Below are 20,002 nucleotides of genomic sequence, written 5' to 3'. Positions count from 1 at the left end.
CATTTGATACGTAATCAAGGGCTGGCGCAATGGTTCGCGAGCTTTCGCGCCCGTTTCGGCCGCTTGACAAGAAGACACCCCTTCTGGAAGCCCCGACCGGCAGTTTCGTGTAAAAGGCGGGGAGGGCCAAACGATGCCGATCATCGTCGACAAGCAGGAACGCCGCTCGCTGGTCCTGTCGGTCGCGTTCGACCTTGTCGCGGACCGCGGGATCGATGCGCTGACCTTCCGCGAGATCGCGGCGGCGACGGCGTGCAGCACCTCGATCGTGTCGCATTATTTCCGCAACAAGAACGAGCTGCTCTTCGGCGTCTACCAGCTTGCCAACGACCGCGCCCGCGAGCGGCTGGAGTCGGCCTTCGATGCGGGCCTGCCGCTGCTCGACTGTCTGGGCGAGATCATGCCGCTGAGCCCGGGCGCGCGGGCTAACTGGCGCGTCTGGATCGCGTTCTGGGGCAGGGCGCATCTTGAGCCGGAATACCTTGCGGAACGCCGCCGCGCTGCCGAGCAGAGCTTGGAACTCTACCGGATGATGCTGGTGCGGCGCAGTGCCCCCGCGGTCGGCGAGGGCGGCCTGCTGTTCGAGGCGCGGCGGCTGATCGCGTCCGTAGCGGGGATTTCGCTCGAAGCCTGCTTCGCACCCGATGACTGGACCGCCGAGCGCATGCAGGAGGTTCTGGCAGCGCAGCTGGCCGATATCGGATTTGCCCCTGACGCCTGAGGGCACCTGTTTAATCTGACAGGCACCAGATAAAAAATATCGGGTTAGTCTTCCTCCATAATCGGCGCTGAAAACGCAGGCGCTCGCTTGGGAGAGAACGATGATCCGCCACGTGGTGATGCTCAAGTTCAAGAAAGATGCCGATCCGGCCAAGATCGACCTCTTCATCGAGGAAGTGAAAAAGTTGTCCCACCTCAACCGCGAGGTGCGCGATTACAGCCACGGCAAGGTGGTTCACACCCGCTTCCATTCCGGCGATTTCGACTTCGCCAACTGCTGCGACATCGACACCTACGAGGCAATGGAGCGCTACATGTCGCACTGGTCGCACTTGCGCATGACGCCGTTCCTCCCCGATATTCTGGAGAACATGATGTCGTTCGACTGGGAGATCGACTACCACGGCCCCGCCTTCGACGAGGGCCTCGCCGCCGAGGAAGCCGAGCGCGAGAAAGCCCGCGTGCTCAGGCTCCACGAGGACCCCGCCAAGGCCTATGTCCCCGAAGTGCGCGGCCAGACCCGCGAGCGTGCGCTGGAAATGTGCGCGGCAGCCGGCGTCGAACTCGCTGCCGACGAGGAGGAGATCATCGGCTCGGTCTGGGCGCCGAACCGGATCATGTTCGTCACCCCCGATGCCGGGACCGAAGTGGCGAGGGGGTCTGAGATCAGGATCGGCATCACCGGCGACTGGCTGACCGGCCCGGCCGTGCCCGGAGGCGATGCGCCCGCCTGGTGAGCGAGCAGTGTGCCAGGCATGACCTGTCACAACGGACAGTGCCCGCGCGCCGTTCACGCGCCGATGAAACGGCGGGACAAGATAAAGAGGATTGCCACACCATGATCGTGCTCGCCGGACACCTGAAGACCGCGCCCGAACTCGTCGAAGAACTTGCCGATGCCTTGCGTTCGCTGGTCGCGGCGACGCTGAAGGAGGATGGCTGCCTGGGCTATCACTTCGCCGTCGACAGCCGTGAGCAAGGCACCGTGCTAGCCTATGAGCGCTGGCGCGACGAAGACGCGTTGGCGGTACATCTGGGCCAGCCTGCGGTGCAGGCCCTGCTGGGCGGCTGGGCCGACCGGATCGACACGGCCGGCGTTCGCAAGTTCGACGCCCTCAACGAACGCAGCTTTGCAGACTGAACCGTCGCGTAGTGCTGGGTTCGCGTCCCGCTGGCGTGCCTTCACCCGATAATTTCCGCATCGAGGAAGCCCGGCTGGCCGAGATGCGAGAGGGGCAGGTCCTGCCATTGGCTGGGAACGCATTCGGTGATCTCGCCCGGCAGCGTCGGGTTCGAGAACGTGCAGGTGGCCGATTACCTGCCGCTGACCGCCTACATGGGCGCCTGCGGCTGGTCGGGCATCGGGGCGGCCCGATGAACCTTTGGCGATGGCCTGTCCCCGGCGCATCCGCTGGTTGCCGGGCGGTAGCATTACCGCGGGCCGAAGAGAGGAAAAAAGCCGAGCGGGAACGGAGGAGTTTTCCGTTCCCGCTCACCCTGAGCCTGTCGAAAGGCTTTCGGCCGGCGCTATCCCCGCGTATCCCCCGGCCATGTCTTCTGCGCGGCCCATTCTTCGACTTCCAACTTGCGCAGTTGCTCCTCGACTGTGCGCATGATGGCGGAGCCTTCGGGGTCGCGGCAGCCCATGTCGTAATTCAACGCCGTGCGGGTGCCGTCGGCGGCGATCCATTCCAGTGTCACGCGCGACATGTCGCTGACGGCGACCTTGCACGCAAACTCCGTTTCGCTGCCGGTTTCGGGCCGTAGCGGCGCCAGTGCACGGCGCACCTCCTTATAAGTCCTGCGACCCACCGAATGGGCGCGCTGGCCCAGGACGGCGGTGTGCCGTTCGCCATTGAAATCGACCCGCCCGGCCGGGGTCACCGCCAGAGTATAGACCGGGCAGAAGCCGAAGCATGGCCCGCGAGAGATGCGGATTTCCTCCCCTCCCTGGGCCGCGACGGGAGGTGTGGGGGCACCGGACTGCACGCGGGGGGTGCAGCATATCAGCAGTCCGGTGCCCAGGACGATGGCGACGAAGAATATCGCGCGCATCGCCCTTTACCAGCCGACCGAGACCGACGCTCGCAGGGCCATATCGACCCGCCCGTGACGGTCTTCGGCGGAAACTTCCCCGCCCATCGTGAAGCCGGCTGACCCGCCGATCGCACGCAGACGCGCGAACCAGCCGCTGGTCGCATCGTCGCCGGTGACGGTGAAGTCCTTGCCGCCATCGAAGTGTGCTGTTGTCGAACCAAGGCCGCCCTTGACGATTTCGCGCCAGCCACCCTCGGTTTCCATGCGGAACCAGTTCTCGTCCCTGGCGCGCATGCCCAGGAAATCGACGCCCACGGTCATGCTGGGATTAACCGCCAGTTCGTCGCTGGTGCGGGCATCGACGATGAGGTTCAGCTTTTCGCCACCCTTTTCGGTATAGCCGCCTTCCTTCAGGCGCAGGTAGTCGACGGTGACGCCGGGCCGGAAGAAGAAGAACTGCCCGCCGCCCTCATAGGCGGCGCCGCCGGTGGCAGTGACGAAGTTGCCGTTCCAGCTGGCGTCCATCGTGCGGCGCACCGTTTCGGTGCCGATCACGCCGGTAAAGTTGCGCTCCCCATCGAAGTTTGCCTTGCCATATGAGCCGCGCGCGAAGGCGCTCAGGGGGCCGAACTTGCCGCGCCAGTGCGCTGCCAGTTCGAACGCAGTGGAGTCGACCTCGGAGACGTCGCCGTTCTTGTGGTTGTTCCACAGGTAGGCGAAGGTAGCGCCGAAGCGGCCCATCTTCGTTTCGTATTCGCCGGTGGCTGACCAGGCGTAGCCGCTCAGCTTGTAGGCCGCGCTCTGGCCGGTCTTCCGGTCGCTGCCCCATACCGTCATGTTGAGCGAGGTGGTGAAGCTGCCGCTGCGCGAGATGGGCCCTTGCGGGTCTTGCATCTGGCGGGCGAGGGCGCGGGTGCCCAGGCTCAGCCCCTCAAAGGCGCCGCCCGCGTGATCGGGCAGAAGCTGGCCCACGGCGGCGCGGAACTGGTCGCCATCGGTGATACCCAGGAACACGTCGCCGACCTTCTCGTCCTTGCCGAGTATGTCGAACACCGCGTCGTACGCCGCCGCGCCCGAGCGGTTGAGGCCCAGTTCGCTGACCGTGCGGCGGGATACGTCGACGACGATAGTATTGGCGGCGGCTTCCTTGTCCAGTTCGGCCTTGAATAGGAAGGGCACCAGATCGGTGTTGGTGGCCAGCTTGTCGCGCCCGGTCAGGTTGCCTGCGGTGAGGACCTGATAGCTGCCCTCTGCCGTTGCCACATCGGCAAGACGGATGGCCAGCCTGGAGCCTTCCGCGAAGCTGGCATTGCCCGAAACGGTGTAGGCCGAGCCTGCTCCGGCGGTCTTGTCGAGCGTCACCAGCACCACTCCGGCCGCCCCGACATCGAGCGAGGCGATCGAGGCGGGCTTGTTGATGTCGAGTGTACCACCCGCAACCTTGACCGCGAGGTTGGCTGAATTGGCGATCGAGCCACCGAAGTAGGCGGTCCCCGAAAGGTTGAGCGCATCGGCCCCGCCGCCAAAGTCCACCGCGCCGTTGTAGGCGCTGGTCCCAGCGAGCGAGATCGTGTCGCTTCCGGAGCCGAAACTTACCGCGCCGGTCTGCACCGCATCGCCCGAAAGGCTGAGCGCATTGTTGCCGCCGCCGAAGCTGACATCGCCGGTCAGCGTGCCGTCGGCCAGATCGACCACGTCGTTGCCGCCGCCAAGCCTTACGTCGCCGACGATGGCGGGAGCGGCGATGCCCGAGGCGACTTGCGTCTGCCTGATCGTGACACTGCCGGTGGCGGCGGTCAGGTCGATGGCGATGTTGCGCGCGCCCGGCACTTCGGTGCTGGCCTTGGCGCCGGTGGCGGAGATGGTCCCGGCGTTCTCAATCAGGTTCACGGTGCCGCTGGCGTCGGAAATAGCGGTGGCCGACCCCTTTTCGCCGGCGACCGCCTTGATCGTGCCGCTGTTGCGGATCGTCGGCAGGTTGCCGCCTGCATCGACGCGCACGGCGGTGGCAAGGGCGCCTAACGCATTGCCGCCGCTGGCCGAGATCGTGCCGGTGTTCTGGAGCTGCGGCGTCGTCGCGCCCGCCGCGATGCGAAGGGCCGTGGCGCTGGCGCCGTTCGAGGTAGCGCTTACCGTCCCCGAAACGCCGATGCCGTTGGCTATGCTAACCGCGCCGCCGCGTCCGCCGATGACCAGGCCGTTGGCGTTCACGCCTGCGTAAAGCCCCTGGCCGTCCACGGCGCCGTCGATGATGAGGCCGAACTGGCTGGCGGTTCCGGCGACCGGGCCGATGGTGACCGCGTGGTCGGTCGCGCCGATCTGCATGGCGGCGGCGGAGCCGTAGGAGACGACCTTGGCGTTTCCTTCCTTGGCGTCCTCGATGCCGTCGGCGTCCGAATCCGGCTTGGCGGCATCGGCCTTGGGCGCGACGGCGAGGATGATGCCGCCGCTGACGTTCCCCTCGACGATCAGCGCCGAGCCGCCCTGCAGCAGGTCGTCGGCGTCGAGCTTGGACGGGTCGGCAGGCGGGGTGGTGTAGCGGTAGCCGGTCGCGGCGATGGTGCCCTGAACCACCATGGCGCCGTTCACGTCGCCGGCGAAGCGCGCGCCGATGGCGTCCTTGCCCTGCGCCGAAACCGAGCCGGCGAGGCGCACGTTGCCGTCAATGGCCTGCGCCGAAACGCCCACGGTGCGGTCGCCCAGCACGGTGGTAGTGCCGTCATGGGTGAAGGCGCCGGTCAGCTTGCCGGCTAGCGCGATGCCGGCGGAATCGTTGCCCTTGATGGTGATCGTGCCGCTCTGGGTGATCTTGCCGGTGTGGTCGCCCTGGGTGCGGATACCATAGCGGTTGGAGCCGAGCGCGAAGGGACCGTCGAGGTCGCCGTCCTTGTCGGTGTCGGTGGGGACATAGGGTTCGTCGACGGTGATGGTGCCGGTGTTGACGATGTAGCCGTTGATACCCGCCAGCGAATCGATGCCTACCGCGCCGTTGGAGTTGCTGATCGCAAGCGCGCCTGCATTGGTGACGGCGTGGCCCGTGTCCTGCGTGATCGCGGTGCCGCTCGTGAGCGTGACGCCGCCGTCCTTGGTGACGTTGATCGCGTCGGCGGCGCCGGCCTTGATGGTCGAGGTCTTGAGCGGGGAGGTTCCCTTATTCTTCACGTCTTCGGCGTGCGCGGTGGCGGAAATCGCCAGCAGCGCGGTCGTGGCGAGAAGCGTCTTGGCAGACAGGTAGCGAGGCATCGTCGTCCCTTCAGGTCGGTAATGACCCTTGAGACGGAGGCAGGTGCGGGGAGCCTTGAAAAAATGTTCGAGGAATTGGCAGCATCCCTCGATAAGCTCAGGTTGAACGGAAGTCGCTCGATGCTTTCAACACCGCTCAGGCTGAGCTTGTCGAAGCCCCCGCCCCCTAAAATCGCGCGTCCAACCCCAGCCTGATCGTGCGAGGCCTGAGCGGCGTCACCTGATCGCGCCCGGTCCCGAAAGGGGTGCCCAGCGAAAAGCGGTTGCCGCGCGAATTGGTGAGGTTGTTCACCGTCAATGTCACGCCGTAACGCTCTGTGCCAACGCGGATATCCGCCCCGCTGTCGAGGTAGTCGCCCTGAGGCCGCCCCAGTTCCGGCCCAATACCCAGCCGCGATTCGCCCACGTAGCTGGCCCAGCTATTCGCGGTGAGGCGCAGGCGTTCGCCCAGTTCTCGGTTCCACCCGATGCCGATGCGGCCTGAAAACTGCGCGATATTCGGCACCTGCATCGAGCGCGCGAGCGTCGCATCGACAAGGCTCATGCCTGCAACGTCGTATGCCGGCGCCGTCCGCGCGACCAGCGCAAGGAGTTCGGTGGGCGGCGTATCGACCTTGCTCCGGTTCCACGTAGCCCCGGCCTCGACGCGGAGGCCGGTCATGAGCTGAACCCCGCCGCTTACGCTGGCCGACCAGACACGCCCGTCACCGATATTGGCGGTGGACGGCAGGCCGGAATTGTCGATGAAATCCGCTTGGATATCGCGCCAACGGGTGAAGGATATGCTGGCGGCAATATCGAAAGCACCCGCGCCGGGGCGTCCGTGGCGCAGGCCGAATTCCCATGTCCCGGTGCGGTCGCCTTTGAAGCGGCGGACGAAATCGCTCTCGATCGCGAAGCCGCCGGGGCGAAAGCCCTCCTGATAGCGCATGTAGAGCGCGGTTTCGTCAAACAGCTCTGCGTTCAGCGCGACCGAGGGCAGGACGGTGGTGGCCGAACGGTCGGCCGTCATTTCCTTGCGGGCCATGGCGATGAACGCGGCCGCGGCGGGCATCACGTCCTCGCCCGCGCCGCTCAGCTGCGAATGGGTAATGCGCCCGCCGGCCGTGGCGGTGAGACCGGGGCGGATGCGCAGGCTGGCCTCGGCGTAGAGCGTGGCCTCGTCGATGGTGTTGCGCACGCCGGTCGCGGCGGTGGTAGAAACTTCGGTCTCGAAACCGCGCCGCAGGACGGTGCGGTTATGGGTATAGCTGGCACCGACGATCCAGCTGAAGCCGCCGCGCTCGGGCTGCCACAGGCGGGTCTCGTGGGCGATCATGCGGGTGCGGTTTTCCTGCGCGAACACGCGCGGCGCATCGGCGGAGAGGCTGGCGTCGTACCGCTCCTCCAGATGCTGGCGCACAGCCCCGGTGGTGGAGCGCACGCGAATGTCGCCGATCCGCCCCGAAATCACGAACTGCCCCATCGCATAGTCCGCGTCGGAGCCTTCGCGCACCCGCGCATCGCTGGTCAGCGGCGGCTCGGCATAGCGAGTGGCGTACTGGCTGTCGCGGGCATGTGTGGACTGGCCCAGACCGATCAGATCGATTGTCCAGTCCGGCGCAAGTCGCGCGCGCAGGCTGGCCCGCCCGCCGAGGATGCGGGTGCGGTTGACGTCCTTGCGGCCCAGCAGCGGCTTGTCGATATAGCCGCCCAGCGTCGCCGCATCGAAGTTGGCGCGAAACGCGACATTCTCGCTCACCGGCAGATTGACGGTCGCGGCGCCGTCGCCGCCGGGCGAACCGTGCTGGGTCAGCGAACCGCCGATTGCCGCCGATCCGCTGGTCTCTCCCATGACCGGGGCATTGGGAACAAGGCGGATGATCCCGCCCAGCGACCCCGCGCCGTAAAGCGTGCCCTGCGGCCCCTCCAGCACCTCGACGCGGGCCATGTCGGACAGGCGCAGGTCCGGGTCGGGGGCATTGTAGGTAAGGCGCAGGTCGCCGAGGTACTGGCCCACGGTGGCCTGCGTCGGCCCGGTGAAGCTGGAATCGGCGATGCCCCTGATGAACAGCTTGTTGCGCCCGCTGCCCAGGTGCGTGGACGTGACCGTGGCGAGGCGCTGGGTGATCTTCTCGGTGCCCCCGATGCCGCCCACTTCCAGTGAAGTACCGTCGAGGATCGAGACCTGTCCCGGAATCTGCCCGATCGGAAGGTCGCGCTTGGATGCGATCACGACGATGGGTTTGGCCGCCGCTTCATCCGTTGGCGAGGGGCCGCGCGCTTGCGACGGTGCGGGCCGGGCCGGGCCGGGCCGGGCAGAGGGGACAGCTTCGATCCGCCAGGCTCCGGGGCCGACCGCGATAGCGCGCGCTCCTGCCGAACGGGCGAGACGGCGCACGGCTTCGGCAGGGGCCATCCTTCCGCGGAGGGCGGTTACCGTGCGCCGCGCGATCTGCGGATCGGCGACGACGATGCTCGATCCGGTCTGCCGGGCCAGTTCAATGGCGACATCGGCCGCCGTCCCGGCACGCGTGGAGACCGCCACTTCCTGCGCGGAGGCTGCTGTCGGAACAGCCAGCGGCGCGGCCAGTACGGCCGCCAGGGTCAGGGGCGCCCGCCGCATCGTTCAGTTCGCGCCGATCACCCAACGATTGCCCTGCGTCTTCACAGACAGCCCGAGCAGCGCGCCGATGGCGGCGGGGTCCTTGCGCAGCGGCGCGACGAGGATCGAGCCGGAGATGGTGCCGCTGCCGCCCGGCGCGGCGGCATAGTCGATGCCGGTTGCACGCTTGAGCTGAGCGGCGACTTCGCTTGGCGATGCTGCTTCGAAAGTCAGCCGGCCTTCGCGCCATTCGCCGACTTGTGCGGGCGCGATCTTCGATAGCGTGTATGCGGCTGCGTTGCTGCGCAGGATTTCGCCCGGCGAGACGCGCACGTCCGCTCCGGACGGATCGAACTGCACCGCGCCTTCGGACACGGCTACGCTGAGGCCCCCGTCATCATGGCGCACGTCGAAGACGGTGCCGATATCTACCAGTCGCTTGTCGCCTACCGTGACCGCGAAGGGGTGGGCTTCATCGTGGCGCACGGTGAACAGCGCCTGGCCCTTGTCCAACTGCGCGAAACGGTGGTCGCGGCGGTCGAAAACGACAGTAGTGCCGCCGGCCAGCTCGATGCGTGTACCGGCGTCCAGCGTCACCGCGCGAGTTTCGCCCAGCGCCGTCTCGACCGTGTAGAGATCGCGCCCTTCGCCCTGGAACACCCAGACCGCACCCACCAGCGCAAGGCAGGCCGCGACCGTGCCGCCCAGCCACATGTGCTTTGGCCGCGCGGCTGGTGGAGTGTATTCTTCGACCATATCGTCGTTGGCGGGGCCGTATGCGGCGATGAGGCCGGCAGCATCCGTCACCGCAGCGGTTACTTCGCCATAGGCGCGTGCGTGGGCCGGATCGGCCTCCAGCCAGAGGGTGAACGCTTCCCAGTCGGCGAACGCGGGGTCGCCCGAGCGGACTGCCCAGTCAAGCGCCTGTTCCTGTATCGTGCCGTCACTCGCCATTACGCGCTCCTTCTGCGGCGAAGACGGAGACGATCGGCTGCGGCCTTGATATCCATTCGGCCAGCGGCTTCATGGGGCGCGTTCCTTCCATTCGGCCAGCGCCCGGTAGGCGACGCGAAGGTCGCTTTCCACCGTACTCAGGCTCAGGTTCATTTCCGCCGCGATGGTCCTTTGCGGCGCTCCGTCGATGCGGTGGCGGCGGAAGATCGCGGCGATGCGGGGACCCAATCCGTCGAGGAGTGCCAGTACGCTCGCCGCCTCCTGTGCGGCGGCGATATGCCGCTCGGCCGAGGGTTCGGCAGAAACGCCCGGAGGGTCACCGGCATTGAGGTCGGTCCAGTCGCGGTCGCGCACGCCGGCCTGCCTTTGCGAGCGGAAGCGGTCGATCATCAAAAGGTTGGCGGTGCGGAACAGGTAGGACAGCGGCGAGGCGACCGGGCCGGGGCTGCTTGCGGCGATCTTGAGCCAGACTTCCTGCACCAGATCCTCCGCCGCCTCGCCCGCGCCGCGAGCGCGCAGGAATCGGACCAGCTTCTCCCGGTTTTCGAGAAAAGCCGCTTCAAGCCCGGCGCTGGAGGGTTCTGCTGTCACTGGCTGCTTGGATTGCTGTAGTCGCCAGCGCAGATAGACGTTCGCAGCCTTGCGGGGAAGTACTCGATCACCAAGCGCGCGATTGCGGTGACGGCAGTGGGTTGGTGGGGCTTCGCTAGGCTCAGGTGGAGCCGGTTGGAGCCCCGCCCAGGACTCTGGCCAATCCCGCCAGATCCTGAGCAAACCTTGCATGTTCGCGCTCCCGAGCTTCGCCGTCGAGGCGCAGGAGGTAGCTGGGGTGGGCGGTCAGCCAGATTACCGTGCCGTCACCCTGTACGAGTGCCTGCCCGCGTTCGCGGCCGATGGAAGGCGTGCGGCCAATCAGCCCGCGCGCGGCGCTGGCGCCCAGTGCGAGGATAACTTTCGGCTTCACTAGCGCGCGCTCGCCGTCGAGCCACCAGCGGCAGATGTCGATTTCGCCGGCAGTGGGGTTCTGGTGCAGGCGGATTTTGCCGCGCGGCGCGAACTTGAAGTGCTTGACCGCATTCGTGACGTAAGCGGCCGAGCGGTCGATGCCTGCCTCGCCCAATGCACGGTCTAGGAGCTGTCCGGCCGGACCCACGAAGGGTCGGTTTTCGAGTTCCTCGTTATCACCGGGCTGTTCGCCCACGATCATGAGCCGCGCATTGCCCGCGCCTTCGCCCATCACTGCGCGGGTGCCGTTGCAGCCGATAGCGCAGCGGCGGCACTGCGCGATGCCTTCGGCAATCGCCTCCAGGCTGGCGGGCGCGGCATCCTCGAACAGACTGGCGCCGGTAGCGATCATCGCCGCTTCGCGCTTGTGGGCGCCGGCGATGAGATCGGCAATCTCGCGCGCTTCGGGCAGGTTCTTCCAGTATCGGCGCGGCATTTCCTTGACCATCATGCCCACCTTCAGCCGCGCCGGGTTGAAGATCGAGCGGTAGTAGCCGACCCACAATTCCTCGACGGCATCCTCGCCGGGAGCGTCTTCGCGCGAGCCGGGCGGACCTTCCAGCAGCACCATGCCGTCCCAGTGTAGCGAGAGGCGCGGGGTCAGGATCGACCAGCGCTGGCTGGCAAAGCGGTTGACGAAGAAGTCTGCGGTGGCGCGCTCGATATGGTGGTCGGGTTCGAACCAGGCCACGTAACATTCGACGCCGTCCTCGTCCGCCACCGAACGGAAGCGAACGAAGGCGTGCATCTTGTGAATGTCGCGCCGTACCTGCATCGCCATGCGCCGCAGCGCGCCCACGTCAGGGTCAGCGGCATCGTCAAGCAGGCGGGGGCGGTCCTGCATGCGCCAGAGCACGCGGTAGAGCAGATCGAGCCGCTCGGGCGCAGAGTGCAGGACTGCGCTTTGGGCAAGGTCCATGAACGCGCGGCTGGCGCGTACTTCGCGCGGCGTGGCGGGAGCGGCTGGCGGCGGAGCGGGAAGCGCGAAAAGATCGGCTGTTCCGCCGCCATCGCTCCATGCGACCGTTTCGGGCGGTGTCCCGCTGGCGATCAACTGCCGGGCCTGGGTGCGCCACGCCTCGAAGTCGTCGGGTTCCGCAAGGTCCGCCGCGATCATCCGAACAGTTCCATCTGTTCCGCCTTTGGCGCTAGCTGCGCGCGCAGGTCGGCGCGGTCGGTGAGCAGGGTGGGGCGCCAGTCGGCAGTGACGATGAAGGGCCGCAGCTTCTTCACCGAGACGGTCAGGCGCGCCACGTCCTCCAGCCGGATCGTGCGGTGGCGGCGCGCGGCGAGGAGGGCGTCTATCGCCTTGGTCCCCAGCCCGGGAACGCGCAGCAGCGCTTCGCGCGGAGCCCGGTTGATGTCGACCGGGAAGCTCTCACGGAATTTCAGCGCCCATGCCAGCTTGGGATCGATATCGAGAGGTAACATCCCGTCTGCATCCGCCGCCGCCTGCACTTCCTGTGGGGCGAAACCGTAGAAGCGCATCAACCAGTCGGATTGGTAGAGGCGGTGTTCGCGCATCAACGGCGGGCGCTTGAGCGGCAGCACGGCGCTTGCCTCGGGGATCGGGCTGAAGGCGGAGTAGTAAACGCGGCGCAGGGCAAACCTGTCGTAGAGCGTGCTGGCCTTGCCGACGATCTGCGCATCGCTTGCACCGTCGGCGCCGACGATCATCTGCGTGGACTGGCCCGCAGGCGCAAAGCGGGGCGCCTTGGTGAAACGCTTTTGCGAATCGCGGGCTTCATCGATCGCAGTGGACAGGTTGGCCATCGCGCCTTCGATTGTGGTGCTGCTCTTGTCGGGAGCGAGGCGGGCGAGGCCTGCGTCGGTGGGCAGTTCGACATTGATCGAGACGCGGTCAGCCCACAGCCCTGCCTGCACGACCAGTTCGGGGTCGGCCTCGGGTATGGTCTTGAGATGGATGTAGCCGCGAAAATCGTGTTCTTCCCGCAGGATACGGGCGACTTCTATGAGCTGTTCCATCGTATGGCTGGACGATTTGATGATGCCCGAAGACAGGAACAACCCTTCGATATAATTGCGCCGGTAGAACGAGAGGGTGAGGTCCACCACTTCCTGCGGCGTAAAACGAGCGCGGCGCACGTTCGAGCTTTTGCGGTTGATGCAATAATGGCAGTCGAACACGCAGTGATTGGTCAGCAGCAGCTTGAGCAGCGAGATGCAGCGGCCGTCCGGGGCATAGGCATGGCAGATGCCCATGCCTTCGGTCGTCGAACCCAGTCCCTTGCCGTCGCGGCTGTCGCGCTTCGTAGTGCCGGACGAGGCGCATGAAGCGTCGTACTTGGCGGCATCTGCGAGAATCGCGAGCCGCTCCATGACAGATGGGCGGGACATTTGTTCATCATATGTTCTTATGAAGGGCGGCGCAAGCCTTTAACATCCAGGTCCTCTCCAGCGCTGCGCGAGGGCGAAGAGGGCAATGTGCCCTGAACCAACCGAAACGCCCGGCGGTCTGAGAACAGACCGCCGGGATGGGCTCTCCGGGGGACGGGAGCCGAGTCGGCACGCCGCGTTTCGGCATGCCGGTGTCGGCGTCGTTCTGCGCTTAGCGCAGCAGCGACAGGACGTTCTGCTGGCTCTGGTTGGCCTGGGCGAGCATTGCGGTCGATGCCTGGCTCAGGATCTGGGCCTTGGCCATCGCGGTCGTTTCGGCCGAGTAGTCGGCGTCTTCGATGCGGCTCTTGGCGTCGGACAGGTTGGTGACGGTGTTGGTGAGGTTGTTGATCGCCGATTCCAGGCGGTTCTGGCCGGCACCCAGCGAAGCGCGGGTCGAGTTCACGTCCTTGAGCGCATTGTCCACGTTCGTCAGCGTGGCGGCCGCCTTGGTGGCATCGGTCACGTCCAGAGCCGAAGCGACGAGGTTGGTGCCGTCGATGGCCTTGGCGGTCAGCGTGACCTTCTCGCCCGAGTTCGAGCCGGTCTGGATGTCGAAGGTCAGGTCGGTGCCAAAGGTCGTCGAGATCAGCGTGTTGCCGTTGAACTTCACCTGCGTGAACGAGTCGCTGATCTGCGAGGTCAGTGCCGTGACTTCCTGCTGCATCGCCGCGCGGTCGGACGACTGGTAGGTGCCCGAGGCTGACTGGATCGCCAGTTCACGCACGCGCTGGAGCATGTTGCTGACTTCCGACAGCGTGCCTTCGGCGGTCTGCGCCAGCGAGATGCCGTCGTTGGCATTGCGGATGCCCTGGCTCATGCCGCGGATCTGCGAGGTCATCGAAGTCGAGATAGCGAGGCCGGCGGCGTCGTCCTTGGCCGAGTTGATGCGCTTGCCGGTCGACAGGCGTTCCATCGCGGTGCCGAGCATCTTGTTGGCGGAGTTCGAAGCGTTGGACGCGCGGATGGCGCTGATGTTCGTATTGATGACAGACATGATGTTTCCCCGGTAAAGCCTTATAAATGAAGACTCCGATCCTGGCGCCTTCTTCGTATGTGAAGGAGAACGGCGGGTGCAGGGACGATTTAAGGCTTTCGGAGCTTTTGCTTGATCGCCGGAACTTTCCCCCGCAATGCTCGCTCCGACTTAGCACCTGCAACCAAAGGATTTTAGATGCCATCCGGCCTTGTCGCACTTCTCGACGACATTTCGGTCATCGCCAAAGCTGCCGCCGCCTCGCTCGACGATGTCGGGGCAGGGGTGGCCAAGGCGGGCACCAAGGCAGCGGGCGTGGTGATCGACGACGCGGCGGTGACGCCTGGCTACGTCACCGGCTTCACGCCGGACCGCGAACTGCCGATCATCTGGAAGATCACCAAGGGTTCGCTGTTCAACAAGTTGGTGATCCTCCTGCCAATCGCGCTGCTGCTTAGTGCCTTCCTGCCGCAGGCGATTACGCCGATCCTGATGATGGGAGGTCTCTACCTCGCTTTCGAAGGCGCGGAGAAAGTGATCGAGAAGCTGGGCGGCGAGAAGCACGGCGAGACGCTGGATGATCCGATCGGTGACGTGGCGACTTTCGAGAAGACCCGCATTTCAGGCGCAGTGCGTACCGACCTGATCCTGTCGGCCGAAATCATGGCGATTGCACTGAACGAAGTCGCCGACGAGACGATTTTTGCTCGTGCGGTGACGCTGGCGCTGGTGGGCGTGGTCATCACTGTCGCGGTTTACGGCGCGGTGGCGCTGATCGTGAAGATGGACGACGTTGGCCTGCACCTGACGAAGAAGGCTTCCTCCACCGCTCAGGCGATCGGGCGGTTCCTGCTGCGGGCAATGCCGGTGGTGCTCAAGGTGCTTGGCAGCGTGGGTACGCTGGCGATGCTCTGGGTGGGCGGCGGCATCATCCTGCATGGCCTCGAGGAACTGGGCGTTCCTGCGCCTGCGCACTTTGCCCATGGTATCCAGCATACGCTGGCCGAAGCGACCGGGCCGCTTGGTCCGGTGGCGGGCTGGCTAGGCTATGCGGTGGCTTCGGCGATCGTGGGCCTGGTGCTGGGCGCGGTAGTGGCGGTGGTGGTCCACCTCGTCGCCAAAGCACGGGGCAAAGCGCACTGAATACTATCCGTCGTCCCGGATCACGTTCGGGACGACGCTTGTACGCTCATCCCAGCGCGGCGAGCAGATCCTGAGCGAAAACCGTCAGCGTATCGTCGCGGGCCCCCATGATGACCACGCGGTCTCCGGGGCGAGCGATCTGCGCGATCCTTGTCCCGCAATCGGCACGAGCGGGGATGTATTCGGCCTTGCCGCCATGTTCCCCGATCAGGCGCACGATCCTCTCGCTGCCCTCGCTGCGGTCGACGGTGCCGCCAAAGTAGACCGGATCGCACAGCACGGTGAGATCGTCGGCGTCCAGCTTACCGGCGAAAACTTCGGCCAATTCCGCGCCCATCTGGCGCAAGGGGCCGTAGCCGTGCGGCTGGAAGAAGGCGATGACGCGGCCGGGATGCGCCTTCAGGGTGGCGAGCGTTGCCGAGACCTTGTCGGGGTTATGGCCGAAGTCGTCGATTACGGTCACGCCGCCGGGCGAAGTACCGACTACGTCGAACCTCCGCGCGAGGCCCACGAACGAGGCGAGCGCCGTGACGGCATCGGCGACCGAAACCCCGGCGGCATTGGCGGCGGCGATGGCGGCAAGCGCATTGTAGAGGTTGTGACGCCCCGGCACTTTCAGCGCGAGGGCATGTGAAGTGCCGTCCCGCCGGTCAAGTACGGTGGCAGTAAGAGTGATGGGACCTTCGACGATATCGACGGCGCCGATCTGCGCTTCAGGCGAGGTGACGCCGAAGGTTACCAGCGCTTTGGCACGCGGCGCCAGTGCAGCGGTTTCCGCATCGTCGAGGTTGATTGCGGCGACTTCGGCGTGGGCAAGGAAATCGCCGAAGAGTTCGCGCAGTTCCTCAAGGCTTTTGTGGTCGAGGCTGACATTGCCCAGCACCGCCACCTTCGGGCGATAGAGTGCGATCGACCCGTCGCTCTCATCCACTTCCGAGACGAAGGCATCGCCCTGTCCAACGCGTGCGCTGGCGAAAGGCGCATCCGGCGAAGCGAAGTTCTTCATCACCGCGCCGTTCATGATAGTGGGGTCGGTGCCTGCATCGGTCATGATCCAGCCGGTCATCCCGGTGACGGTCGACTTGCCGCTGGTGCCGCCAATGGCGACGCCAAAGGGGGCGGCGTTGAACAGCGTGGCCAGTAGCTGCGCACGGCTCATGCGCGGGCAGCCGAGTGCGGCCGCGCGCACGACTTCGGGCACGGTGTCCTCGACGGCGGCTGAGGCCACCAGCGTCTGCTCGGCGGAAGTGATGCCGCTACCGTCCTGCGGGTGCAGGGCGAAGCCCAGCGATTCGAGCCAGCCGAACTTTTCCGGGCTGCGACCCTGGTCACGGCTGCGATCCGAACCGGCGATCTGCGCACCGTGTCCCTTGAGGATCAGCGCAAGCGGCAACATGCCCGAGCCGCCGATTCCGCAGAAGAACCAGGGATGGGCGGTAAGAGCAGTAGCGTCGGTCATGGGGGCTTGAGTATTTCGCGTGAAGCCCAAACACAACCGTCATCCCCGCAAAGGCAGTGCCCCCGTTTCACTGCGCCGGTGGAAAAAGCGTGATGCCCGCCTTCGCGGCGATGACGGGGAGGGGTAGCATGGCGGAATGACCCGTATCGCCGTCTGTGCTCCGTCCACTCCTATCACCCTTGAGGATGCCCGCGCCGTCCAGGCGCTGGCGGCCGCCGAGTTTCCCGACCTCGAACTGGTGATCCATGAACAGTGCTTTGCGGTGGACGGCCATTTTGCCGGCTCCGACGATGTGCGCAAGGCAGCCTTCGTGGAATGCGCGAACGACCCGTCTTTCGACGCGGTGTGGTTGGCCCGCGGGGGCTATGGCGCCTGCCGGATTGCGGAAGACGTGCTGGCGAGCCTCAACCATGCGGCGGAAGACAAGGCCTATCTCGGCTATTCGGACGGGGGCTATCTGCTGGGCGGCCTCTACCGCGCGAAAATCGGCAGGCCCGTTCACGCGCCGATGCTGGCCGACATCCGCCGTCCGGGCGGCGAGGATGCGGTGCGCCGCGCGCTTGGCTTCCTCAGCGGTGCGCGTGATGGTCTCGAACCTTCGCTGGCGAATGAACGCCATCCCGTCGTCGCCTTCAACCTGATGACGCTGGCGATGATGAGCGGCACCCGCCTGATGCCTGGCCTCGCGGGGCATGTCATCATGGTCGAGGAAGTGTCCGAATACCTTTACGCGATAGACCGCCTGTTCTTCCACGCCACCGCGCATCTCGGCGGCATCGCGGGCCTGCGCCTCGGCCGCATCAGCGACGTGCCCGAGAACGACCGCCCCTTCGGCACCGATGCGCAAGGCATCGCCCGCCACTGGTGCGAGCGGCACTCTATCGCGTTCCTTGGCGAGGCTGATATCGGTCACGACGCAGCCAATAGGATAGTTCCTTTCGGCTGATCGCCACGCCACTCTCCCGGCGATAACGACAAGAGGAGAGAGCCATGGCGCCATTGCCGATCCGCCAGATCGCCTATTTCGTGCCTGACGTGCGCGCTGCCGCACAGGCCCATTCGGCCACCTTCGGGTCTGGCCCCTATTACGTCGCAGAACATATCGCCCTGACCCGCGCGCTTCATCGCGGCACCCCGCGTGAACTCGACCATTCGAGCGCCTACGGCCAGTGGGGCGAGGTGATGATCGAGTTCTGCCAGCAGAACAATCCGGGGCCTTCCGCCTTCCATGACCTCTACCCCGAAGGTTCCGGCGGGCAGGGGCTGCACCACGTCGCGCTTTTCGTCGACGATCTCGACGAAGCAGTCGCCGGGTTCGCGGCGCAGGGACACCAGGTCGCGCTCGATGCCGAGATGACCGACGGGTTTCGCTATGTCTTCGTGGATGCGCGCGCCGCTTATGGCCATATGCTGGAACTCTACCAGCCCACCCCGGCGCTGACCGGTTTTTACGAAACGGTGCGCAAATGCGCGGGAGATTTCTCTAAAGGCGTCACTATCGACATCTCTTTCTAAGGCGCCTTCTACGACTGCATTTCCGCGTTAGGGGTTGCCGTAGGCCCGCAAGGTCAATAACCCGCCGCGCCACAATCGATTCGCAAGCGGCCAGTGACCAAACGCCCGCTTCAACAGAAGGAACGGTCGCAGATGCGTGCATTCGTTTTCCCCGGACAGGGTAGCCAGAAGGTCGGCATGGGCTTGGAACTGGCTGGCGCCAGCGCCGCCGCGCGGGAGGTGTTCCAGGAGGTCGACGACGCTCTTGGCCAGAATTTGTTCAAGATCATGACCGAGGGCCCCGAGGATCAACTGCTTCTCACCGCCAACGCCCAGCCTGCGATCATGGCCCACGCCATCGCCGTGCTGCGCGTGCTGGAGAAGGAAGGCGGCATCAGCCTCGCCGACAAGGCGGACTTCGTTGCCGGGCACTCACTGGGTGAATATACTGCGCTTTGCGCTGCGGGCGCCTTCAGCCTTGCCGATACCGCACGCCTTCTCAAGTTGCGCGGCGAATCGATGCAGGCTGCGGTGCCCGTGGGCGTAGGCGCCATGGCCGCTCTGCTGGGCGCCGACATCGAAAAGGCCACTGCGCTAGCCGAGGCTGCGGCTGAAGGTCAGGTCTGCACCGTCGCCAACGACAACGATCCGGGCCAGGTCGTGCTTTCGGGCCACCTCGAAGCGATCGAGCGCGCCATCGCCCTCGTCAAGGAACACGGCATCAAGCGCGGCATCGCGCTGCCGGTCTCGGCGCCGTTCCACTGCCCGCTGATGCAGCCTGCCGCCGACGCCATGGCCGAAGCGCTGGCTGCAACGCCGCCGGGCGCGCTTCGCATTGCCCTGTTCGCCAACGTCACCGCTGCCGTCGTCACCGATCCGGCCGAAGTCCAGCGCCTGCTGGTTGAGCAGGTCACCGGCCGCGTGCGCTGGCGTGAAAGCGCAATCGCCATGCATGCAGCGGGCGTGGAGCGCTTCGTCGAACTGGGCGGCAAGGTCGTCGGCCCGATGATCAAGCGCTCGGCCGGCGAGGTGGAAGTCGCCTCCGCCTCGACGATGGCCGAGATCGAGGAACTCGCAAAGAGCCTGTGACGGCGGTGCGCCGGGCTTGACCCGGCGCCGCTGGCGGCTTTGAAGTAGGTCCGCGCATCGGACCAAACGACTATCTAGGAGTTTCACATGTTCGACCTTCACGGAATGACTGCCCTGGTGACCGGCGCGAGCGGCGGTATCGGTTCGTCGGTGGCCCGCGCGCTCGCATCGCAGGGTGCGCGCCTCGCCATTTCCGGCTCCAACCCCGACAAGCTGCGCGCCTTCCGCGACGAGCTGGACGAGCACAGCCCGCAGGCACCGCAGGAAGTCGACCACGTCGCCATCGCCTGCAACCTCTCGGATCCCGAGCAGGTCGAGAAGCTGGTGCCCGCCGCGCTCGAGTCGCTGGGCAAGATCGACATTCTCATCAACAACGCCGGCATCACCCGCGATAACCTGGCGATGCGCATGAAGGACGAGGAATGGGACGCGGTGATCCGCGTGAACCTCGAATCGACCTTCCGCCTGATGCGCGCCGTCACCAAGCCGATGATGAAGGCGCGCTTCGGCCGGATCATCAACGTGACCTCGGTGGTCGGCACCACCGGCAACCCCGGCCAGATGAACTACTGCGCGGCCAAGGGCGGCATCACCGCCATGTCCAAGAGCCTTGCGCAGGAACTGGCCAGCCGCGGCGTGACGGTCAACTGCATCGCGCCCGGCTTCATCCGCACGGCGATGACCGACGTGCTGCCGGATGCCCAGAAGGACGCGCTCAACGGCCGCATCCCGATGGGCCGCATGGGCGAGGGCGAGGACATCGCCGCCGCCGCCGTATACCTTGCCAGCAAGCAGGCAGGTTACGTCACCGGACAGACCATCCACGTTAACGGCGGCATGGTGATGATCTGAGGTCAGGCAGGGGGAGAGGGGCCTCTCTCTCCTCCACCTGACCTGAACC

Annotated in this window: 17 protein-coding genes; 8 read left to right on the top strand and 9 right to left on the bottom strand. The window is 65.9% G+C overall.

Annotation, left to right across the window (positions count from 1 at the left end):
* Window positions 1-133 precede the first annotated feature (133 nt).
* The 3 genes from GVL61_RS15725 to GVL61_RS15715 all read left to right on the top strand — a co-directional run bounded on the left by GVL61_RS15725 (window position 134) and on the right by GVL61_RS15715 (window position 1,861).
* A complete protein-coding gene (locus GVL61_RS15725; RefSeq protein ID WP_159981608.1) occupies window positions 134-721 on the top strand; it encodes a TetR/AcrR family transcriptional regulator in 588 nt (195 codons plus the stop codon).
* Window positions 722-821: 100 nt separating this feature from the next.
* A complete protein-coding gene (locus GVL61_RS15720) occupies window positions 822-1,457 on the top strand; it encodes a Dabb family protein (RefSeq protein ID WP_159981607.1) in 636 nt (211 codons plus the stop codon).
* 101 nt (window positions 1,458-1,558) lie between these two features.
* Complete coding sequence (locus tag GVL61_RS15715) at window positions 1,559-1,861, top strand: putative quinol monooxygenase (protein ID WP_159981606.1); 303 nt, start codon at window positions 1,559-1,561, stop codon at window positions 1,859-1,861.
* A 386-nt stretch (window positions 1,862-2,247) separates the two neighbouring features.
* On the opposite strand, the gene GVL61_RS15705 is transcribed toward GVL61_RS15715, so the two are convergent.
* The 8 genes from GVL61_RS15705 to GVL61_RS15670 form a co-directional block, all read right to left on the bottom strand.
* Window positions 2,248-2,775 (bottom strand): DUF6438 domain-containing protein, encoded by a 528-nt coding sequence (locus GVL61_RS15705; protein ID WP_235037730.1) that lies wholly within the window; start codon window positions 2,773-2,775, stop codon window positions 2,248-2,250.
* Between the two features lie 6 nt (window positions 2,776-2,781).
* The gene (locus GVL61_RS15700) at window positions 2,782-6,000 is read right to left on the bottom strand and encodes an autotransporter domain-containing protein (protein ID WP_159981605.1); all 3,219 of its coding nucleotides are present in this window, start codon (window positions 5,998-6,000) and stop codon (window positions 2,782-2,784) included.
* A gap of 166 nt (window positions 6,001-6,166) precedes the next feature.
* Entirely contained in the window at window positions 6,167-8,605 is a 2,439-nt protein-coding gene (locus GVL61_RS15695; protein ID WP_159981604.1) for a TonB-dependent receptor, read from the bottom strand.
* Window positions 8,606-8,608: 3 nt separating this feature from the next.
* On the bottom strand, window positions 8,609-9,538 hold the full coding sequence (locus tag GVL61_RS15690) for a FecR domain-containing protein (RefSeq protein WP_159981603.1): 930 nt from the start codon (window positions 9,536-9,538) through the stop codon (window positions 8,609-8,611).
* A gap of 69 nt (window positions 9,539-9,607) precedes the next feature.
* Window positions 9,608-10,129: an RNA polymerase sigma factor gene (locus GVL61_RS15685; RefSeq protein WP_159981602.1), complete on the bottom strand. Its 522-nt coding sequence runs from the start codon at window positions 10,127-10,129 to the stop codon at window positions 9,608-9,610.
* 121 nt (window positions 10,130-10,250) lie between these two features.
* A complete protein-coding gene (locus tag GVL61_RS15680; protein ID WP_159981601.1) occupies window positions 10,251-11,660 on the bottom strand; it encodes a UdgX family uracil-DNA binding protein in 1,410 nt (469 codons plus the stop codon).
* Window positions 11,657-12,901 carry a putative DNA modification/repair radical SAM protein gene (locus GVL61_RS15675; protein WP_159981600.1) on the bottom strand — a complete coding sequence of 415 codons (1,245 nt, stop codon included), beginning with the start codon at window positions 12,899-12,901 and terminating at the stop codon, window positions 11,657-11,659. The genes GVL61_RS15680 and GVL61_RS15675 overlap by 4 nt, the downstream gene beginning before the upstream one ends.
* A 211-nt stretch (window positions 12,902-13,112) precedes the next feature.
* Window positions 13,113-13,937 carry a flagellin gene (locus tag GVL61_RS15670; RefSeq protein WP_159981599.1) on the bottom strand — a complete coding sequence of 275 codons (825 nt, stop codon included), beginning with the start codon at window positions 13,935-13,937 and terminating at the stop codon, window positions 13,113-13,115.
* Between the two features lie 177 nt (window positions 13,938-14,114).
* Between GVL61_RS15670 and GVL61_RS15665 the strand changes: the two genes are divergently transcribed.
* Window positions 14,115-15,059 (top strand): DUF808 domain-containing protein, encoded by a 945-nt coding sequence (locus tag GVL61_RS15665; RefSeq protein ID WP_159981598.1) that lies wholly within the window; start codon window positions 14,115-14,117, stop codon window positions 15,057-15,059.
* Window positions 15,060-15,105: 46 nt separating this feature from the next.
* Here the strand turns inward: GVL61_RS15665 and GVL61_RS15660 are convergent, their stop codons facing one another.
* Entirely contained in the window at window positions 15,106-16,518 is a 1,413-nt protein-coding gene (locus tag GVL61_RS15660; protein WP_159981597.1) for a Mur ligase family protein, read from the bottom strand.
* A 136-nt stretch (window positions 16,519-16,654) separates the two neighbouring features.
* Between GVL61_RS15660 and GVL61_RS15655 the strand changes: the two genes are divergently transcribed.
* From GVL61_RS15655 to fabG, 4 genes are all read left to right on the top strand, one after another.
* Window positions 16,655-17,464, top strand: a complete 810-nt coding sequence (locus tag GVL61_RS15655; protein WP_159981596.1) for an LD-carboxypeptidase — start codon at window positions 16,655-16,657, stop codon at window positions 17,462-17,464.
* A gap of 44 nt (window positions 17,465-17,508) precedes the next feature.
* Window positions 17,509-18,033 carry a VOC family protein gene (locus GVL61_RS15650; RefSeq protein WP_159981595.1) on the top strand — a complete coding sequence of 175 codons (525 nt, stop codon included), beginning with the start codon at window positions 17,509-17,511 and terminating at the stop codon, window positions 18,031-18,033.
* A 132-nt stretch (window positions 18,034-18,165) separates the two neighbouring features.
* Window positions 18,166-19,101, top strand: a complete 936-nt coding sequence (fabD, locus tag GVL61_RS15645; RefSeq protein ID WP_159981594.1) for an ACP S-malonyltransferase — start codon at window positions 18,166-18,168, stop codon at window positions 19,099-19,101.
* Window positions 19,102-19,188: 87 nt separating this feature from the next.
* Window positions 19,189-19,953, top strand: coding sequence for a 3-oxoacyl-[acyl-carrier-protein] reductase (gene fabG / locus GVL61_RS15640; RefSeq protein WP_159981593.1), 765 nt, complete (start codon window positions 19,189-19,191; stop codon window positions 19,951-19,953).
* Window positions 19,954-20,002: the final 49 nt, after the last annotated feature.

It is taken from the genome of Novosphingobium sp. 18050 (assembly GCF_902706195.1).
GTDB lineage: Bacteria > Pseudomonadota > Alphaproteobacteria > Sphingomonadales > Sphingomonadaceae > Novosphingobium.
Note: the sequence above shows the minus strand (reverse complement) of the source record. Positions and strands in the feature narration are given on the sequence as shown.

Excerpts from the sequence above, each read along its gene's own strand:
- GVL61_RS15725 (WP_159981608.1), top strand. The coding sequence starts at position 134 with ATGCCGATCATCGTCGACAAGCAGGAACGCCGCTCGCTGGTCCTGTCG.
- GVL61_RS15720 (WP_159981607.1), top strand. The coding sequence starts at position 822 with ATGATCCGCCACGTGGTGATGCTCAAGTTCAAGAAAGATGCCGATCCG.
- GVL61_RS15715 (WP_159981606.1), top strand. The coding sequence starts at position 1,559 with ATGATCGTGCTCGCCGGACACCTGAAGACCGCGCCCGAACTCGTCGAA.
- GVL61_RS15705 (WP_235037730.1), bottom strand. The coding sequence starts at position 2,775 with ATGCGCGCGATATTCTTCGTCGCCATCGTCCTGGGCACCGGACTGCTG.
- GVL61_RS15700 (WP_159981605.1), bottom strand. The coding sequence starts at position 6,000 with ATGCCTCGCTACCTGTCTGCCAAGACGCTTCTCGCCACGACCGCGCTG.
- GVL61_RS15695 (WP_159981604.1), bottom strand. The coding sequence starts at position 8,605 with ATGCGGCGGGCGCCCCTGACCCTGGCGGCCGTACTGGCCGCGCCGCTG.
- GVL61_RS15690 (WP_159981603.1), bottom strand. The coding sequence starts at position 9,538 with ATGGCGAGTGACGGCACGATACAGGAACAGGCGCTTGACTGGGCAGTC.
- GVL61_RS15680 (WP_159981601.1), bottom strand. The coding sequence starts at position 11,660 with ATGATCGCGGCGGACCTTGCGGAACCCGACGACTTCGAGGCGTGGCGC.
- GVL61_RS15675 (WP_159981600.1), bottom strand. The coding sequence starts at position 12,901 with ATGTCCCGCCCATCTGTCATGGAGCGGCTCGCGATTCTCGCAGATGCC.
- GVL61_RS15670 (WP_159981599.1), bottom strand. The coding sequence starts at position 13,937 with ATGTCTGTCATCAATACGAACATCAGCGCCATCCGCGCGTCCAACGCT.
- GVL61_RS15665 (WP_159981598.1), top strand. The coding sequence starts at position 14,115 with ATGCCATCCGGCCTTGTCGCACTTCTCGACGACATTTCGGTCATCGCC.
- GVL61_RS15660 (WP_159981597.1), bottom strand. The coding sequence starts at position 16,518 with ATGACCGACGCTACTGCTCTTACCGCCCATCCCTGGTTCTTCTGCGGA.
- GVL61_RS15655 (WP_159981596.1), top strand. The coding sequence starts at position 16,655 with ATGACCCGTATCGCCGTCTGTGCTCCGTCCACTCCTATCACCCTTGAG.
- GVL61_RS15650 (WP_159981595.1), top strand. The coding sequence starts at position 17,509 with ATGGCGCCATTGCCGATCCGCCAGATCGCCTATTTCGTGCCTGACGTG.
- fabD (WP_159981594.1), top strand. The coding sequence starts at position 18,166 with ATGCGTGCATTCGTTTTCCCCGGACAGGGTAGCCAGAAGGTCGGCATG.
- fabG (WP_159981593.1), top strand. The coding sequence starts at position 19,189 with ATGTTCGACCTTCACGGAATGACTGCCCTGGTGACCGGCGCGAGCGGC.